The sequence below is a fragment of the Nocardia sp. NPDC003999 genome (genome assembly GCF_053604885.1).
In genome coordinates, this window is sequence record NZ_JBSGIB010000001.1 from 122,996 (window position 1) to 138,667 (window position 15,672).

17 protein-coding genes are annotated in these 15,672 nt (G+C 68.8%); 4 read left to right on the forward strand and 13 right to left on the reverse strand.

What is annotated here, in order from left to right:
* The first annotated feature begins 61 nt into the window (after positions 1 to 61).
* The gene (locus ACWESM_RS00565; RefSeq protein ID WP_356961648.1) at positions 62 to 475 is read left to right on the forward strand and encodes a nuclear transport factor 2 family protein; all 414 of its coding nucleotides are present in this window, start codon (positions 62 to 64) and stop codon (positions 473 to 475) included.
* 10 nt (positions 476 to 485) lie between these two features.
* The gene (locus ACWESM_RS00570) at positions 486 to 839 is read left to right on the forward strand and encodes an MmcQ/YjbR family DNA-binding protein (RefSeq protein ID WP_452490560.1); all 354 of its coding nucleotides are present in this window, start codon (positions 486 to 488) and stop codon (positions 837 to 839) included.
* Between the two features lie 7 nt (positions 840 to 846).
* On the opposite strand, the gene ACWESM_RS00575 is transcribed toward ACWESM_RS00570, so the two are convergent.
* The 8 genes from ACWESM_RS00575 to ACWESM_RS00610 all read right to left on the reverse strand — a co-directional run bounded on the left by ACWESM_RS00575 (position 847) and on the right by ACWESM_RS00610 (position 10,701).
* Entirely contained in the window at positions 847 to 2,436 is a 1,590-nt protein-coding gene (locus ACWESM_RS00575) for an ABC-F family ATP-binding cassette domain-containing protein (protein WP_364425906.1), read from the reverse strand.
* Positions 2,437 to 2,597: 161 nt separating this feature from the next.
* Positions 2,598 to 3,203 carry a DUF4291 domain-containing protein gene (locus ACWESM_RS00580; protein ID WP_364425908.1) on the reverse strand — a complete coding sequence of 202 codons (606 nt, stop codon included), beginning with the start codon at positions 3,201 to 3,203 and terminating at the stop codon, positions 2,598 to 2,600.
* Positions 3,204 to 3,296: 93 nt separating this feature from the next.
* The gene (locus tag ACWESM_RS00585; RefSeq protein WP_355070486.1) at positions 3,297 to 3,869 is read right to left on the reverse strand and encodes an adenine phosphoribosyltransferase; all 573 of its coding nucleotides are present in this window, start codon (positions 3,867 to 3,869) and stop codon (positions 3,297 to 3,299) included.
* Positions 3,870 to 3,906: 37 nt separating this feature from the next.
* Positions 3,907 to 5,628: an ABC transporter substrate-binding protein gene (locus ACWESM_RS00590; protein WP_364425911.1), complete on the reverse strand. Its 1,722-nt coding sequence runs from the start codon at positions 5,626 to 5,628 to the stop codon at positions 3,907 to 3,909.
* A gap of 18 nt (positions 5,629 to 5,646) precedes the next feature.
* Complete coding sequence (gene secF, locus ACWESM_RS00595; protein ID WP_355070482.1) at positions 5,647 to 6,882, reverse strand: protein translocase subunit SecF; 1,236 nt, start codon at positions 6,880 to 6,882, stop codon at positions 5,647 to 5,649.
* Positions 6,883 to 6,887: 5 nt separating this feature from the next.
* On the reverse strand, positions 6,888 to 8,558 hold the full coding sequence (secD, locus tag ACWESM_RS00600; protein WP_364425914.1) for a protein translocase subunit SecD: 1,671 nt from the start codon (positions 8,556 to 8,558) through the stop codon (positions 6,888 to 6,890).
* 120 nt (positions 8,559 to 8,678) lie between these two features.
* Positions 8,679 to 9,038: a preprotein translocase subunit YajC gene (gene yajC, locus ACWESM_RS00605; protein WP_397275911.1), complete on the reverse strand. Its 360-nt coding sequence runs from the start codon at positions 9,036 to 9,038 to the stop codon at positions 8,679 to 8,681.
* A 172-nt stretch (positions 9,039 to 9,210) separates the two neighbouring features.
* On the reverse strand, positions 9,211 to 10,701 hold the full coding sequence (locus ACWESM_RS00610; RefSeq protein ID WP_364425916.1) for a flavin-containing monooxygenase: 1,491 nt from the start codon (positions 10,699 to 10,701) through the stop codon (positions 9,211 to 9,213).
* 36 nt (positions 10,702 to 10,737) lie between these two features.
* On the opposite strand from ACWESM_RS00610, the gene ACWESM_RS00615 reads away from it, so the two are divergent.
* Both ACWESM_RS00615 and ACWESM_RS00620 read left to right on the forward strand, forming a co-directional pair.
* Positions 10,738 to 11,403 carry a TetR/AcrR family transcriptional regulator gene (locus ACWESM_RS00615; protein WP_355070474.1) on the forward strand — a complete coding sequence of 222 codons (666 nt, stop codon included), beginning with the start codon at positions 10,738 to 10,740 and terminating at the stop codon, positions 11,401 to 11,403.
* Between the two features lie 151 nt (positions 11,404 to 11,554).
* Positions 11,555 to 12,118 (forward strand): DivIVA domain-containing protein, encoded by a 564-nt coding sequence (locus ACWESM_RS00620; RefSeq protein WP_355070472.1) that lies wholly within the window; start codon positions 11,555 to 11,557, stop codon positions 12,116 to 12,118.
* A gap of 36 nt (positions 12,119 to 12,154) precedes the next feature.
* Here the strand turns inward: ACWESM_RS00620 and ruvB are convergent, their stop codons facing one another.
* From ruvB to ACWESM_RS00645, 5 genes are all read right to left on the reverse strand, one after another.
* Positions 12,155 to 13,237, reverse strand: coding sequence for a Holliday junction branch migration DNA helicase RuvB (ruvB, locus tag ACWESM_RS00625; protein ID WP_364425919.1), 1,083 nt, complete (start codon positions 13,235 to 13,237; stop codon positions 12,155 to 12,157).
* Between the two features lie 6 nt (positions 13,238 to 13,243).
* Entirely contained in the window at positions 13,244 to 13,849 is a 606-nt protein-coding gene (ruvA, locus tag ACWESM_RS00630; protein ID WP_364425921.1) for a Holliday junction branch migration protein RuvA, read from the reverse strand.
* Positions 13,846 to 14,415, reverse strand: a complete 570-nt coding sequence (gene ruvC / locus ACWESM_RS00635) for a crossover junction endodeoxyribonuclease RuvC (RefSeq protein WP_355071042.1) — start codon at positions 14,413 to 14,415, stop codon at positions 13,846 to 13,848. The genes ruvA and ruvC overlap by 4 nt, the downstream gene beginning before the upstream one ends.
* Positions 14,416 to 14,499: 84 nt before the next feature.
* The gene (locus tag ACWESM_RS00640) at positions 14,500 to 14,952 is read right to left on the reverse strand and encodes an acyl-CoA thioesterase (RefSeq protein WP_364425924.1); all 453 of its coding nucleotides are present in this window, start codon (positions 14,950 to 14,952) and stop codon (positions 14,500 to 14,502) included.
* Positions 14,953 to 15,049: 97 nt separating this feature from the next.
* Positions 15,050 to 15,565, reverse strand: coding sequence for an O-acetyl-ADP-ribose deacetylase (locus tag ACWESM_RS00645; protein ID WP_355070464.1), 516 nt, complete (start codon positions 15,563 to 15,565; stop codon positions 15,050 to 15,052).
* Positions 15,566 to 15,672: the final 107 nt, after the last annotated feature.

A 15,672-nucleotide genomic window follows, 5' to 3' on the forward strand; every position in this document is an offset into this window, starting at 1 on the left:
GCTTTTTGCAAGTGACTTGCCCTAGGTTCGGAATCAGCGACGAGCGAAGGGGTTGACCAGCATGTCCGACGCCATCACCGAGTTCCGATCCGCGACCGAAAGCGGCGACATGGATGCGCTGGCACGGGTACTCGCGCCCGATGCCGAATTGATCTCACCGCTGTCCGGCCGACTGGTCTTCCGCGGCCGGGACGACCTGCGCGTGCTGCTCTCCGCCGCGTACGGCAGTCTCACCGGCTTGCGGTGGACCGAGGAGATCGGCGACGGCGCGCGGCGCGTCCTGCTGGCCGAAGCCGGGATCGGACCGTTCCGGCTGACCGAAGCGCTGGTGCTGCGGCTCGACGACCAAGGCCGCATCCGCACGTTGCAGCCACACCTACGTCCGTGGCTGACGCTCACCTACCTCGCGGTGCGCCTGGCGCTCGGCCTGTCCAAGCATCCCGGCCTCATGCGGCGTGCGGCCAAGGCCACATAGACTCCCACTCGTGGACCCGCTCGCCCGAATCCGCGCGATCTGCCTGGATCTGCCGGAAAGCACCGAACGGCCCAGCCACGGCTCCCCCACCTTCTTCGTGGCGGCGAAGAAGGCGTTCGTGTACTACCTCGAGGACCGGCACCGGGAGCCGGGTACGACGATCTGGTGCCCGGCTCCCCTAGGCGTGCAGTCCGAAATGGTCGCCGCCGAGCCCGCCCGGTTCTTCGTGCCGCCCTACGTCGGGCACCGCGGCTGGATCGGCGTCCGGCTGGACGTGGAACCCGACTGGGACGAAGTCGCCGAGATCGTCCGGGACGGTTACCGACACGTCGCCCCGAAGCGGCTCTCGGCGCTGCTGACCTGACGGCGGCTCAGGTCACCAGCGTCTCCGTCAATCCCGCCGCGGTGAGTTCCAGACGCCGGGTCACCCCGATGTCGTCGAGGAAGCGCGGATCGTGGCTGACCACGATCAGCGCGCCCTCGAAGCCGGCCAGCGCCTGGGTGAGGTGCTCCAGGCTGGGCAGGTCGAGGTTGTTGGTCGGCTCGTCCAGTAGCAGCAGGCGCGGCGCGGGGTCGGCCAGCAGCAGCATCGCCAGCGCCGCGCGCAACCGTTCACCGCCGGACAGCGCCGCCGCCGCGACGTCGGCGTCCGCGCCGCGGAACAGGAAGCGGGCCAGCTGCGCCCGGATCCGCTCCGCGGAGGCGTGCGGCGCGGTGGAGGCGACATTCTCGAATACCGTCTTCCGCTCGTCGAAGACGTCCAAGCGCTGCGGCAGCATCCGCCACGGCACCTTCGGCCCCTCCTCGACGATGCGCCGCAGCAGCGTCGTCTTGCCGACGCCGTTGCGGCCGGTCAACGCGATCCGCTCCGGACCGGACACCCGCAACGCCACCGTCGGCCCGCACGCCAGCTCGACTCCGTCCAGCTCGATGACGTCCTGACCGGGATACAGCCGCGTGTCGGGCAACTCCACCCGGATCTCCCGATCGTCGCGCAACAACTCCTTGGCCTGCTCGAGCTGTTCCTTGGCGGAGTCCAACTTTTCGATGTGGTTGTTGCGCAACTTGCCCGCGGACACCTGCGCCTGCCGTTTGCGTTCGCCCATCACGATTTTCGGCTCCCGCTTCTGGTCCCACATCTTCTGCCCGTACCGCTGCCTGCGGTCCAGTTTGATGCGCGCCTCGACGAGTTCGCGTGCCTGCTTGCGGACATCGCTGCGCGCGTCCCGGATCGCGGCGCGGGCGGCCTCCTGCTCGGCGGCGACGATCCGCTCGTATTCGCTGAAATTGCCGCCGAACAACCGGAGTTCGCCGTGGCGCAGCTCCGCGATGGTCGCCATCCGATCCAGGAGCGCACGGTCGTGGCTGACCGTGAGCACCGTGCCGGAGAATTGGCCGATCACCTCGTAGAGCCGCGCGCGAGCCACCCGATCCAGGTTGTTCGTCGGTTCGTCCAGCAACAGCACGTCGGGCTCGGCGAGCAGCTCGGCGACCAGTCCGAGCAGCACCGTCTCGCCGCCGGACAGGGTGTCGAGCGTGCGATCGAGATGCTCCACCGAGTCGGCGACATAGTGCAGGCCGAGCCGGGCCAGCAGCGCCAACGCCCGCTCCTCGACATCCCACTGGTTGCCGACCGAGTCGAAGTCGGCCTCGCTGCCGACTCCGGATTCGATGCGGTGCAAGGCTTTTCGCACCTCCGCGATGCCCAGCACCGCGTCGACGCGCTGCCCCAAGCCCAGACCGAGGTCCTGGCGCAGATACCCGAGATGCCCGGCGACCGTGACGGACCCGCGAACGGGCTTCAACTCCCCCGCGATCAACCGCAGCAAAGTGGATTTACCCGCACCGTTCCCGCCGACCAGGCCGATGTGACCGGGGCCGAGCACGGCGTCGAGGCCCTCGAAAACGGGGGTGCCGTCCGGCCAGCCGAAAGTGAGATCGGAAAAAGACAGATTGGTCATGCCAGCTCCCAGAGGTTGCGACGAGACACGGCGCGCGAATGCGGGCCGCACGGTGGCTACCTCAAATGAGCAACGGCAGAACTCCGATCAACGGAAATAAGACCTCTACAGGTTAATCACAACTTCGGCAGATGCGCCAGTGCGATTCGGATCACGCTTCGTCAGGACGACGCGCCGATGGCGGCGGCGACGGCCGCGGGCAACGGATAGGGGCGCTCCTCGGGAAGGGCCCGAGTCGCCGCCTCCAGCTTCCCGTCCGCTAGCAACTGCCGCAGCTGCCGCGCTTCCCCGGTGACATCGCGGATCCCGGTGATCCAGCGGTCGAGGAAATGCACCACGGCGATACCGCCCAAGCCCACTTGCAGGGAGCGGTACGCCAGCGGACGATGCGCGAGGTCACGTTCCGGATCCCACTGGACGCGTACCGGACTCGCCCGCAACCGCTCGGCCCACACCTCACGATCGGGGTGGAGCTTCCGGTCGTAATGGCTGAGGCAGGCATGCGCCAGCGCCCATTCGAACCCGGCACGGGTGATCGTCACCGCCAAGACCCGCTCCTGGCCGGGCTTGCTCGCCCACCCGCAGCGATACATCATCCACAGGAACGAGGGCTTGATCCAGGTCATCCGCTCCCGGCGAAACGGCTCGACGAAAGTCCCAGCGGCAACGGCGGGTTCGGCGATCTCCGGGGAGTAGGCCTGATAGACGACGATCGTCCGCTCGTCGTAGACCGCCCGGATCCGGCGCGGCGGCTCCTCAGGTCGCATGCCGCGATCCTGACAGTCGCCGCGGTGGCGAGCAACAGAATTAGGCTGCGAGCGGCTCCCCGCGGGCGGCCCCCGCGCACGGCCGGTGTCGGCTCAGAGCTGAACGATCGAGGTCAGCGGGTAGTCGCCCTGCCGGGCGCGGCCGCCAAGGAAGCCGAGTTCCAGCACCACCGCGGCGGCGGCCACTTCGGCGCCCGCCTGCTTGAAGAGCTCGGCCGCGGCGGCGAGCGTGCCGCCGGTGGCGAGGACGTCGTCCAGCAACAGAACGCGACGGCCGGTCAGGTCGAGGCCGTCCGCGGGAATCTCCAGCGCGGCGGTGCCGTATTCGAGGCTGTACTCCCGGCTGATCACCGGCGGCGGCAGCTTGCCCGCTTTGCGGACGGCGAGCACGCCGGTGCCGAGGGACGCGGCGACACCCGCACCGAGCAGGAAGCCACGGGCGTCGACGCCGGCAACCAGATCGGCGTCGGGTGCGCACGCGGCCAGGCAATCGACCACGGCGCGGAAGCCCTCGGCGTCGGCGAACACCGGGGTGAGATCCGCGAAACGTACACCGGGCGTGGGGAAGTCGTCGTGCCAACGGGTCAAACGGTCGACCACCTCGGCGGCTCTGGTGGTCCGTTCGGCGGCTACATTCTCGGACTCGATCGCCGCGTGCTTGCTCATCGACACCTCTCCATGATCACATCACCCACACCGTCTATCACCGCTCGAGCACCCACCGGTCCATGTTCCAGCCGGTTCCGGCCTGGTTGGGGGCGGCGATCCCGTTGCGCAACCCCTTACCGAAGGCGATCGTGCGCGGGGTGGCGAACAACGGAATGCTCGGCAGCTCCGCCCACAGCAGGTTCTCGGCCTCGGTGAGCAGATTCAGCTGTGCGGCCGAACTGTCGTCGGCCCCGAGCTGATCGGTGATCGCATCGTAACGGCCGTTGCCGTACCGTCCGAAATTGAGACCGTTACCGGTGCGCAACGCGCTGGTCGCGGCCACTCCCCCGATCGAGCCCGCCGGACCGGGGGCCGACGCGGTGCTGCCGAGGACGGCGTCGACCTTGCCCTCGGTGAGCCGGGCGGGAGTGAAATCGGGGGCTCCGGCGTCCACCACGGTGATGCCCGCCGGTTTGCAGGCCTCGGCGATCATGGTGACCGTCTGCGCGCGCCGATCGTCCGGACCCGCGTAGCCGATCCGGACGGTGGGATTCGGGGCGCCGGAGGCGGCGACGGCCCTGGTCGCGTTCGCCACATCACCGCCGGAATAGTTGTTCGACGCGCCGATGACCGCCGGGTAGAGCAGGGAATCCTGTTGCACCACATGCGCGTTCAGCGGTCCGGAGCCGAGCCCGGTCTTGGGTGCGTCCGGCACCTTCCCGAGCTTGTCGAACAGCGTCTGGCGCGGCAGGCACAGCGCGAACGCCCGGCGCGCCTCGACCGAGGCGAACACCCCGCCGGTGGACAGCGTCAACTGCTCGGCGCCGCGGCCGGGCAGGGTCTGCACCGAGAATCCGTTCAGATTCAGGTCCTTCACCGAGTGCGCACCGACGTCGAGCACGCCGACGGCGTTGTCGCCGACCTTCTTCTTCAAGTCGAAGGTCTTCGGCCACACCACGATCCGCCCGGTCGCCGGTTTGTTTCCCCACCAGCGCTCGTTGGCCACCAGCACCAAACCGTCTTCGCTGCCGAAGGATTCGATGCGGTAGGGCCCCGACGAGGGGAACCGCGACAGGTCGAGCCGTCCGTCGGCCGGAATGGTCCATCCGGTGTTCCAGAACTCCGCGATCCTGCCGAGGGCGTTCGGATCGCCGGTCTGCAACGCCGACACCACGTTGGGCACGTTCGCCACTCGGGCCGCGACGTGCGCGGGCATCAGCTCACCAGCCGCGAACAGGTTTCGCCACGGCAGGTACCGCCTGCCGGGCCGGAACACCACCGTGGCATCCCGCGAGCCGGGCTGGCAGTCGACCCGCTCGATGGCGTCGTAGCCGCTGGTGCTCGCGGCGTCGAACAGCGGAACGGGGCCCCGATCACCGGGTTTGGTGTACCGCCCGCTGCGGGCGGCCCAAGCAAGGACCAAGTCGTCGCAGGAGGTCGGCACACCGTCGGAGTACACGCCGTCGGGATTGAGGCGGTACTGGATGGTCTGCGACTCGCCCGGCACCTCCTTGGCGGTCCCGAAGTCGGTGTCGGCGACCTGCTGGCCGTCCGGACCGGTGTAGAAGAAGCCGGTCAGTACCCGGGAGAACACCGCGGAGGACCCGGAACTCGCCCCGAGCGAGCTGGCGCCGTTATAGGTGGCGATGGTGGCATCGGTCGCGTAGCCGATGGAGGGCACCTGATTCTTGCTGGAGCAGCCGACCATCAGCCCGGCGGCCAGCGTCCCCGCAGCGAGCGCTCCGATCAGTCGTACCGCACTGCGTGGCTGTCGCATGAAACCCCTTGCCTGGTGTCAGTTCCGCCTCTTGTGCCGTTTGCCGCTCGGGCGCGCGCCGGGTCGCGGCGCCTGCCCGGCCGCGCGCTGCTTGCGCGGCGCCTCTTCGTAGTCCCGCCCGGCTGCCACGCTCGCCCGGCGCTCCGCCGCGACGCCCGCACGGGCGCTCGCCGCGCCGGCCCGCTTGGCCAGAACCTTCTTCGTGTGCGCCGCCACGGGCCCCCAGCGTTCCTTGATCGAGACCAGCAGCGGAGTAGCGAAGAAGATCGAGGAGTACGTGCCGACCAGCAGACCCACCAGCTGTACCAGCGCCAAATCCTTCAGGGTGCCGACGCCCAGCATCCACACCGCGATCACCATCAGCCCGACGATCGGCAGAATGCCGATCAAGGCGGTGTTGATCGAGCGCATGAGCGTCTGGTTCACCGCGAGGTTGGCCTGTTCGCCGTAGGTGCGCCGAGTCAGGTGCAGGATACCGTGGGTGTTCTCCTCCACCTTGTCGAACACGACGACGGAGTCGTAGAGCGAGAAGCCGAGAATGGTCAGGATGCCGATCACGGTCGCCGGGGTGACCTCGAACCCGACCAGTGAGTACACGCCCGCGGTGACCGTGACGTCGAAGGCCAGCGCCGCCAGCGCCGCGATGGCCATGTGCGCCTCGTAGCGGATCGCGATATAGCCCGCGACGAGCACGAGGAACACCGCGAGCGCGATGATCGCCTTGCGTGTGATCTGGCTGCCCCAGGTCTCGCTGACGTCGGAGGTGCTGATCGCGGCCCGGCTCGGGTTGCCGGACTTGTCCTTCGGCTGGAACTCGGCGAACAGCGCGCTGTTGAGCGCCTCGACCTGCTTCTGGTTCAGCGCCTCGGACCGGATCAGCATGGTGGCCGATCCGCCCGCGCCGACGGTCTGCACCGAGACCGGGTCAGTGCCGATCGCGCCGCGGTAGACATCCTCCACCGCGCTGGTGGTCGCGTTCCCCGCCGGGAACTGGATGCGCGAACCGCCCTCGAAGTCGATGCCGAAGTTGAAGCCGCGGAAGATGATGCTGCCCAGCGAGACGAGCACGATCGCGGCGGTGATGATGTACCACATCCGGCGTTTGCCGATCACGTCGATCGCGCCGGTGCCGGTGTAGAGGCGGTTGAAGAAGCCGTGCTTGGGGGTCTGCGCGTCGCCGACCGCCGCGAACACGTCGGTGATCTCGGTGGCGCTCGTCTTGTCGAGCGACGGGGTGGTGTGGCTGTTGGTCATCGTCCTCACGCCTTCCCGAGTGCGGCCTCGGCCGCCTTCCGCTCGCGGGCGACCTGCTGGATCGCGCCGAGGCCGTTCACCGACGGCTTGGACCAGAACGCCGTCCGCGAAGCGAGCAGCACCAGCGGCGAGGTGACCAGGAACACCACGACCACGTCGAGGATCGTGGTGAGACCGAGGGTGAACGCGAAGCCCTTGACCTGTCCGACGGCCAGGATGTAGAGCACCGCCGCGGCGATGAAGCTGACCGCGTTGCCGGACAGGATGGTCCGGCGGGCACGCTGCCAGCCGCGCGGAGCGGCGGAACGGAAGCTGCGGCCCTCGCGCATCTCGTCCTTGATGCGCTCGAAGAACACCACGAACGAGTCGGCGGTCATACCGATACCGATGATCAGACCGGCGATGCCCGCGAGGTCGAGCGTGAACCCGATCCAGCGCCCGAGCAGCACCATGATGCCGTACACCGCGAATCCCGATGCCACCAGCGACAGACCGGTGACGAATCCGAGCATCCGGTAGTACAGGAGGCAGTACAGCAGCACCACCAGCAGGCCGACCGCGCCGGCGAGCAGGCCCGCCTTCAGCGAGGACAGGCCGAGCGTGGCGGACACCGTCTCGGCTTCCGAGGTCTGGAACGACAGCGGCAGCGAGCCGTACTTCAGCGTGTTCGCCAGTTCCTTCGCCGACGTCGCGGTGAAGTTGCCGGAGATCTGGGTGCGGCCACCCTGCTGCGGGCCCTGCTGCACGACGGGTGCGCTGACCACCTTCGAGTCGAGCACAAACGCGACCCGCTTGTAGACGTACTCACCGGTGAGCGACGCCCACGCGTCACTGCCGCCGGACTTGAAGTCCAGGTAGACCTCGTGCCTGGCCTGCTGCTGGTTCAGGCCCGAGGTGGCGTCCTTGATCTCCTGGCCGTCGATGCGGCTCTTGTCCAGCAGGAAGACCTCGGTGCCGTCGGTCGAGCAGGTCACCAGCGGAAGGGCCGGGTCGTCGTTGCCCGCGAGCGGATCGGCCTTTCCACAGTCCATGGTGGCCAGCGCGGCCTGCTGCACCGACTGGTCGGTGCTCTGGCGCAGGGCCTTGGCCGCCTGGATCTCCTTGGTCGACTCTTCGGTGGGCTCCAGACCGGGATTCGTGGGTGGCTGCGTCGGCTGCTGAGCGGGGAACACGCGCTGCTGCGGGGCGGGCGCGGGCTCGGTGGTCTCCGGCGCGGCGGGCTGCGTGGTCTCCGGCTGCGCGGCGGGCGCGGGCTGGGTGCCCGGCGCGGTCTGCGGGGTCGCGCCGCGTCCCGCCGCGGGCACGGCCTGCAGCACGGGACGGATGTAGAGCTTGGCCGTGGTCGCCAGCGCGCGCGCCTGCTGCCCGTCGTCGCCGGGCACGGTGATCACGATGTTGTCGCCGTCGATGACGACCTCGGATCCGCCGACACCGAGGCCGTTGACCCGGTTCTCGATGATGTCCTGCGCCTTCTTCAGGCTGTCCTGGCTCGGCTTGCTGCCGTCCGGCGTGCGCGCGGACAGGGTCACGCGGGTGCCGCCCTGCAGGTCGATACCGAGCTTGGGTGTCGGGGACTTGTCACCGGTGAAGAACACCAGCGCATAGATCACGGCCAGCAGCGCGGCGTAGACACCGAGCAGCCGCAGCGGGTGCGCCGATCCCTGGGAAGGTGGCACAGTACGTCATCTCCTAGGCGGGAAGTCGAGGATGGAACATGCGGACGTGCACCAGCGCCGCCGGGTGCGCGGACGGACGGCCGCGGCGACATCCGGCGAGCCGGGGCACAACCGGAACGATCAGTCCTTGGTCAGGCGGGTCTCGGTCTGCTCGGCGGATTCCTCGACGGCCTCGGTGGTGTCCGAGCCGGTGGTCTCCGAGCCGGTCTCCTCGGTGCTCACCTGGTCCTCGGTGCGCACCTCACGGATGGCCTGGCGCAGCCACGTGGTGACCACGTCCTCGGCGATCTCGAGGTCGACCGTGGTGTCGTCGAGTTCGACCACGGTGCCGTACAGACCCGACGTGGTGACGACCTGATCGCCGATCTTCAGGCTGTCCTGCATCTGGGTGACCTTCTCGGCTTCCCGCTTCTGACGGCGGACACCGAGGAACATCGGCACGAGCAGGGCTACCAGTAGCAGCGGAAACAGCAGTTCCATCGTCGAAGTCAGTCCCTAGTGTCGTGGGTGGGATGGGCAAGTACCCACACAGTCTGCCAGTTCGCTGCGCGGGTGCCACACCCGCACGCCCGCTGGGCAGCTACAACGGCCCAGATCGCACACCGGCTCGCCCGCCGGGACACGCTCCGGCGGGCGAGCCGAGGTAACGGTGTCAGGCGGTCTTGCCGTAGACGTAGTCCTCCAGCGGGAAGGCGACCGCTTCGCGATGGGCGTTCAGTGTGCTGGTGGGCCGCAGCAGGGCGGCCTCACCGTGCTGGTTGAAGTAGTAGCTGCGCGCGGTGGCGCAGTCGCCGCCGTAGAAGACCGAGGAGCCCAGCTTGTCGGTCACCCGGTCCAGGAACGCGGCGTTGGCCTGCTCGCTGACCTCGAAGGTGGTCTCGCCCCGGCGGCGCAACTCGCCGAACAATCTGCCCATGTGCTTCATCTGGGCTTCGATGGTGGTGAAGTAGGACAGGCCGCTGTAGGAGTACGGGCTGTTGAGGCTGAGGAAGTTGGGGAACTTCGGCACCGTGATGCCCTCGTAGGCTTGGAAACGGTTGTCCCGCCAGAACTTTCCGAGGTTCACCCCGTCCCGGCCGATGATCTCGATGGCCGGGAAGTTCACGTCCCACAGATTGAAGCCGGTGGCCAGGATCAGGGTGTCGATCTCGGTCTTGTGCCCGTCGGCGGTCACGATGCCGTCCGGCTCGATGTGGTCGATCGAATTCGTCTCCAGGCGCACGTGCGGCTGGTTGAACGTGGTGAAGTAGTGGTTGGAGAAGGTCGGCCGCTTGCACCCGAAATCGTAGTGCGGTGTCAGCTGCCTGCGCGTCGCCTTGTCGCGCACGGACGCCCGCAGGTGCGCCCTGGCCAGCGCTCCCGCCCCCTTGTTCAGCAGCTTGGCCTGCTTGAAGTGCAGCACCCCGACCACCATCAGCGCCTCCAGCAGGCTGGTGTTGACCAGGCGCGCGGCCTTCTGCGTGGCGGGAACCCGTTCGAACAGCTTGCGCACCGGCGCGGGAATCGCGGTGTCGACCTTCGGCACCACCCAGATCGGGGTGCGCTGGAACACCGTGAGCGCCCGCGCCTTCTTGGCCACCTCGGGCACCAGCTGCACGGCGGTGGCGCCGGTGCCGATGATCGCGGCCGTGCGGCCGGTGAGGTCGAAGTCGTCCTCCCACGCGGTGGTGTGGATGATCTTGCCCGCGAACGAGTCGATGCCGGGGAACGGCGGGGTATAGGGCTGGGACAGGAATCCCGTCGCCGTCAGCAGGTATCGGCCGGTGACGGTTTCCCCGCCCGCGATCGAGACCACCCAGTGTTGCCGCTCTTCGTCCCAGCGCGCGCCGTCGACGACGGTGCCGAAGCGCATGCGGCGGCGCAGGCCGTACTTGTCGGCGACGTGCGCGGCATACTTCTTCAGCTCCTCGCCCGGCGCGAACAGCCGCGACCAGTGCGGATTCGGTTCGAACGAGTAGGAGTAGGTGACCGAGGCGATGTCGACCGCGAGACCCGGATAGTGGTTGACGTGCCAGGTGCCGCCCAGGTCGTCCTCGCGTTCGAGGATGACGTAATTGCTCAGGCCGAGCCGATCGAGCTGAATACCGGCCCCCATACCGCCGAACCCCGCACCGACCACGACCGCGTCGTATTGAGGCGCCACACCGAACCTCCTGCTAGCTGAACCACATATCACGGAATGACACATCATTCCGTTTGTGATGACTGTATCATCGGGAAGGTGACGAAGCCATCCACGCGTGCCGAGCGACGGAAAGCCGAACTGCGCCAAGAGATCATCGACACCGCCTTCGTCTGTTTCGCGGAGAAGGGCTATCACGCCACCGGCATCGCCGACATCGCGGGACAGCTCGGCATCGGTCACGGCACCTTCTACCGCTACTTCAGTAACAAGCGCGAGATCATCGACCACGTCATCGATGACCTCGCCGCGCGCATCATCGCCGCCCTCGGCACCGAGAACGCCCCGGACGCCGCCGCCACCCTCGACGAATACCGCGCCCAGATCGACCGGATCGGGGTGGCCCTCACCGAAATCCTGCTGACCGATCGCCGGGTCGCCCAGCTGTTGCTGTTCCACGCCACCGGCATCGATGACGAACTCACCCAGCGGCTGTACGGATTGCTCGACACCGCCGACGCGCTGACCGCGGGCTATCTCGACCACGGTGTCGAGCAGGGCTACCTGCGCGCCGACCTGGACACGTCGAACACCGCGCGCGCGGTGACCGGCATGCTGATCGGGGGCATCGTCTACTCACTGCGCGAACCCGACGAGGCCGCGATCGCGGGGCTGAACCAGGCGATCCGCCGCCTGCTCGTGGACGGCGTGCGCAAGGACTGAGCACCTCGGCAATCCCCCTGACACCGCCACCGGCGCTAGGGTGAGGCGCACTGATCCGACGCTTTCGCCAGGGGGACGGCCCTTGTTCGCAAAAGGCCAGGGAATCGCGAAGTTTCCCTTCCGATCGGCCGGACGCGCCGAGCCTGACAGAATGTCGCCCGTGACTCCGGAGGACGTGCGCCGCACCCGTTTCGCGACCCCGACGCTCGGGCATCGCGGCTATCACGCGGACGAGGTGGATGCATTCCTCGAACTCGTCGCCGCGACGCTGGCCGGGCACGGCGTTCTCGCCGCCGACGATCTGCGGCATGTCGGTTTCGGCGCGCCCCGGCTCGGCCAGCGCGGCTACCGCGCCGACCAGGTCGACGAGTACCTCGACCAACTGCGCGCGGAACTGGAGTTCCGGCAGCGCGGCGTCCGTCCGGTGCCCGCCGCGAACGGGAACGGCCACGCCATGCTCACCTTCGACGATGTGCAGCGCATGCGATTCAGCCAGGCCCCGGTGGGCAGGCGCGGATACAACGAGGAAGAGGTCGGCGCGTTCCTCGATCTGGTCGCCGCGACCCTCGCGCACGGCGGACCGGGCAGCCTCACCCTCACCGACGTCGAGGCCGTCCGCTTCACCGAGGCCCGCCTCGGCACTCGCGGCTACCAGCGCGACGAGGTCGACGCTTTCCGCGACTTGGTCGCCGCCGCCCTGCGCCATCGCCGCTGACCCGCCACCGCGGCGGCGATCACCCGAGCGCGCGGCTCATTCGAACAGGTCGAGCGTGGGGTGCGGCTCGCGACCGCGCACTTCGATGGAACCGAACACCAGGTCGGGCGGCGGAACGAGACCGAGGTGCTCCCACGCGGCGGCGGTGGCGACCCGGCCGCGGGGTGTGCGCGCGACCATGCCCGCGCGAACCAGGAACGGTTCGCAGACCTCTTCCACGGTCGCGGCCTCCTCCCCGACCGCCACAGCCAAGGTGGACACCCCCACCGGGCCACCGCCGAAACTGCGCACGAGCGCGCCGAGCACCGCGCGGTCGAGCCGGTCGAGACCGAGCACGTCCACGTCGTAGACCTCCAGCGCGGCCTGGGCGATGGGGCGGGTGATCCGGCCGTCGGCACGCACCTCCGCGTAGTCGCGCACACGGCGCAGCAAGCGATTGGCGATACGGGGCGTGCCGCGTGAGCGGCCCGCGATCTCGGCCGCCGCCTCCTCCTCGATGACGACACCGAGGATGTGTGCCGACCGTTGCAAGATGCGCAGCAATTCGCCGGGTTCGTAGAAGTCCATGTGCCCGGTGAAACCGAAACGGTCGCGCAGCGGACCGGTCAGCGCTCCGGATCTGGTGGTGGCCCCGACCAGGGTGAACGGTGCGATATCCAGGGGAATGGAGGTCGCCCCCGGCCCCTTGCCGACGACGACGTCCACCCGGAAGTCCTCCATCGCCAGGTAGAGCATCTCCTCGGCGGGGCGCGCCATCCGGTGGATCTCGTCGATGAACAGTACGTCGCCCTCGACCAGGTTGCTGAGCATGGCGGCGAGGTCTCCGGCCCGCTCCAGCGCGGGACCCGACGTGATCCGCAGCGCGGTGCCGAGCTCGGCCGCGATGATCATCGCCATGCTGGTCTTGCCCAGACCCGGCGGCCCGGACAGCAGGACGTGATCCGGTGTGCCGCCGCGCTGTTTCGCGCCGCGCAACACCAGCGCGAGCTGTTCGCGGACACGGGGTTGCCCGATGAAGTCGTCCAGCGACTTCGGGCGCAGACTCGCCTCGATCTCGCCGTCGGACTTCAGATAGTTTGCGCTGACCTGCGATTCGGTGGGTTCCTCAGGATGATCCATGACGCCTTACCGGTTCTTGCCGAGCAGGCCGAGCGCTGCCCGGAGGGCGGCGGAGGTGTCGGCGGCGGGCTGTTCCGCCAGCACCGCGTCGATCGCCTGTTCGGCCTGTCTGACGGCGAAACCGAGGCCGACGAGCGCTTCGGTGACCTGGTCACGCACGGGGGTGACCACCGCGGCGGGCGCGGATCCGGGCGGGCCGGCAGGCACGGGAACGAGATTCACCTTGTCGCGCAGTTCCACCACCATGCGCTCGGCGCCGCGCTTGCCGATGCCGGGGACCCGGGTCAGTGCCGCCACGTTGCTCTCGGCCAGCGCTTTGCGCAGCGCTTCGGGTTCGAGTACGGCCAGCACCGCCATGGCCAGGCGAGGCCCGACGCCCGAAACGGTCTGCAACAGGCCGAACAGGTCGCGGGCCTCGGTGTCGGCGAAACCGTAGAGGGTCATCGAGTCCTCGCGGACGATCATCGCGGTGTAGAGCCGGGTTTCCTCGCCTCGGGTGAGCCCGGCCAGGGTGGACGGAGTGGCATTGAGCCGGTAGCCGACGCCTGCCGCCTCGATCACCGCGTGGTCGAGGGCGATTTCCAGCACTTCACCGCGTACCGACGCGATCACCCGTGCACCGCCTTCCGTTGTTCGGCCAGCCGCTCCCGGTATCGGCGCTGCGCCGCGGCCGCCTTGGCCTCCGCCGCCGCCATCCGCTCCAGCAGCGGCGCTCGCCAACAATGGCAGATCGCCAGCGCCAGCGCATCCGCCGCGTCCGCCGGTTTCGGCGCGGACGGCAGCCCGAGGATACGGGTGACCATGGCGGTCACCTGCCTCTTGTCCGCGGTGCCGTTGCCGGTCACCGCGGCCTTCACCTCGCTGGGTGTGTGGAACGCGACCGGGATTCCCCGGCGCGCGGCGGCCAGCGCGATCACGCCGCCCGCCTGTGCGGTGCCCATGGCGGTACGGACATTGTGCTGAGCGAAGACGCGTTCGATGGCGACGGCCCCCGGCTCGTGGATGTCCATCCAGCGTTCGGCTGCGTCCGCGACCGCGAGCAGGCGCTGCGCCAGATCCATATCGCCGGGAGTGCGGACCACGTCGACGTCCACGGCGGTGACCTTCCGCCCCGATCCGCCCTCCACGATGCTGAGGCCGCAGCGAGTGAGTCCGGGGTCGACGCCCATCACCCGCACGACAACCCCTCTCGCAGACACGAACAACTGTTCGAGAGTCTAGCGGAGGCTTCGCCTTTCGCCGTCCAGCGACACAGCCCCGGGCTATTCGCCGACAACCGCCGCTTCCCGCGCGGCGCCCGGCAACCCCAGCAACTCCGGACGGCTCGCGCGTGCCGCCCACTGCCGCGCGGGATCGGCCACGAGGCGCCGCGCCGCCAGATCGAGCAAGCCACTGACATTGGTCACCGTCGCGGCCACCACGCCGTCGGCGCGGGTCAGGACGTGCTCGACACGATAGGTCTTGCCGTCTCCCCACTGCCAGGCGCACGAGACGTCCACGGTGTCGCCACCGCGGAGTTCGCGCTGGAAGCGGAGCACGGTCTCCAAGTTGACCGGCCCGAGCCCGGAGGCGATCAGCTCGTCCACCGACACGCCCGCCGCCTGAACACAGGCGAAACGGGCGTGATCGGCGAATTGGTGGTAGGCCGCGCCGGTGACGTGCAACTGGGGATCCAGGTCGGAGACCCGGATTTCGATGCGAGTACTGAACGACACGCGCCGACTATGTCAGCGGTGACCGACAAGTTCGGCCCACCGGTGCTGCGGACCTGCCGTACCCGTGACGACACGGCGGCTGCCGGCGCAGGAGGTCTCAAGTCCCGCAGACCTGCCGCGCGAACGCACCGTGAGCCCGTTCGTCGAAGAGAACGAATCGCGCCTCCGATACCGCCGTCTCGGTCGTACGAACCGTGTCGACAGCGATTCGCGCCCCGTCGTCCATCGGCCAGCCGAAGATCCCGGTCGAGATCGCCGGGAAGGCGACCGTGCGCGCCCCCAATTCGTCCGCCACACGCAGGGATTCGCGATAACAGGAGGCCAGCAGAGCGGAGCGGTCCTCGACGTCCGACCACACCGGCCCGACGGTGTGGATGACCCACCGCGCGGGAAGCCGACCCGCCGTGGTGGCCACCGCCGCTCCGGTGGCAAGTCCCGCGCCGTAGTGGGACGCCCGCAATCGGCGGCATTCCGCCAGGATTTCCGGGCCGCCGCGCCGGTGGATCGCTCCGTCCACTCCCCCGCCGCCGAGCAGCGACGAATTCGCCGCGTTGACCACCGCGTCGACCTCCTGTTCGGTGATGTCGCCGCGCACCAGCACCAGTTCGACCATGCTCGCATTCTCCTCGCGCACCCTGGACGGCACGACAACATTTCGGGCCGGTCGCACAGGAGCACCTGAGCCGATTCACAGCGTCTCTCGAGCAACCGCCTGCACAA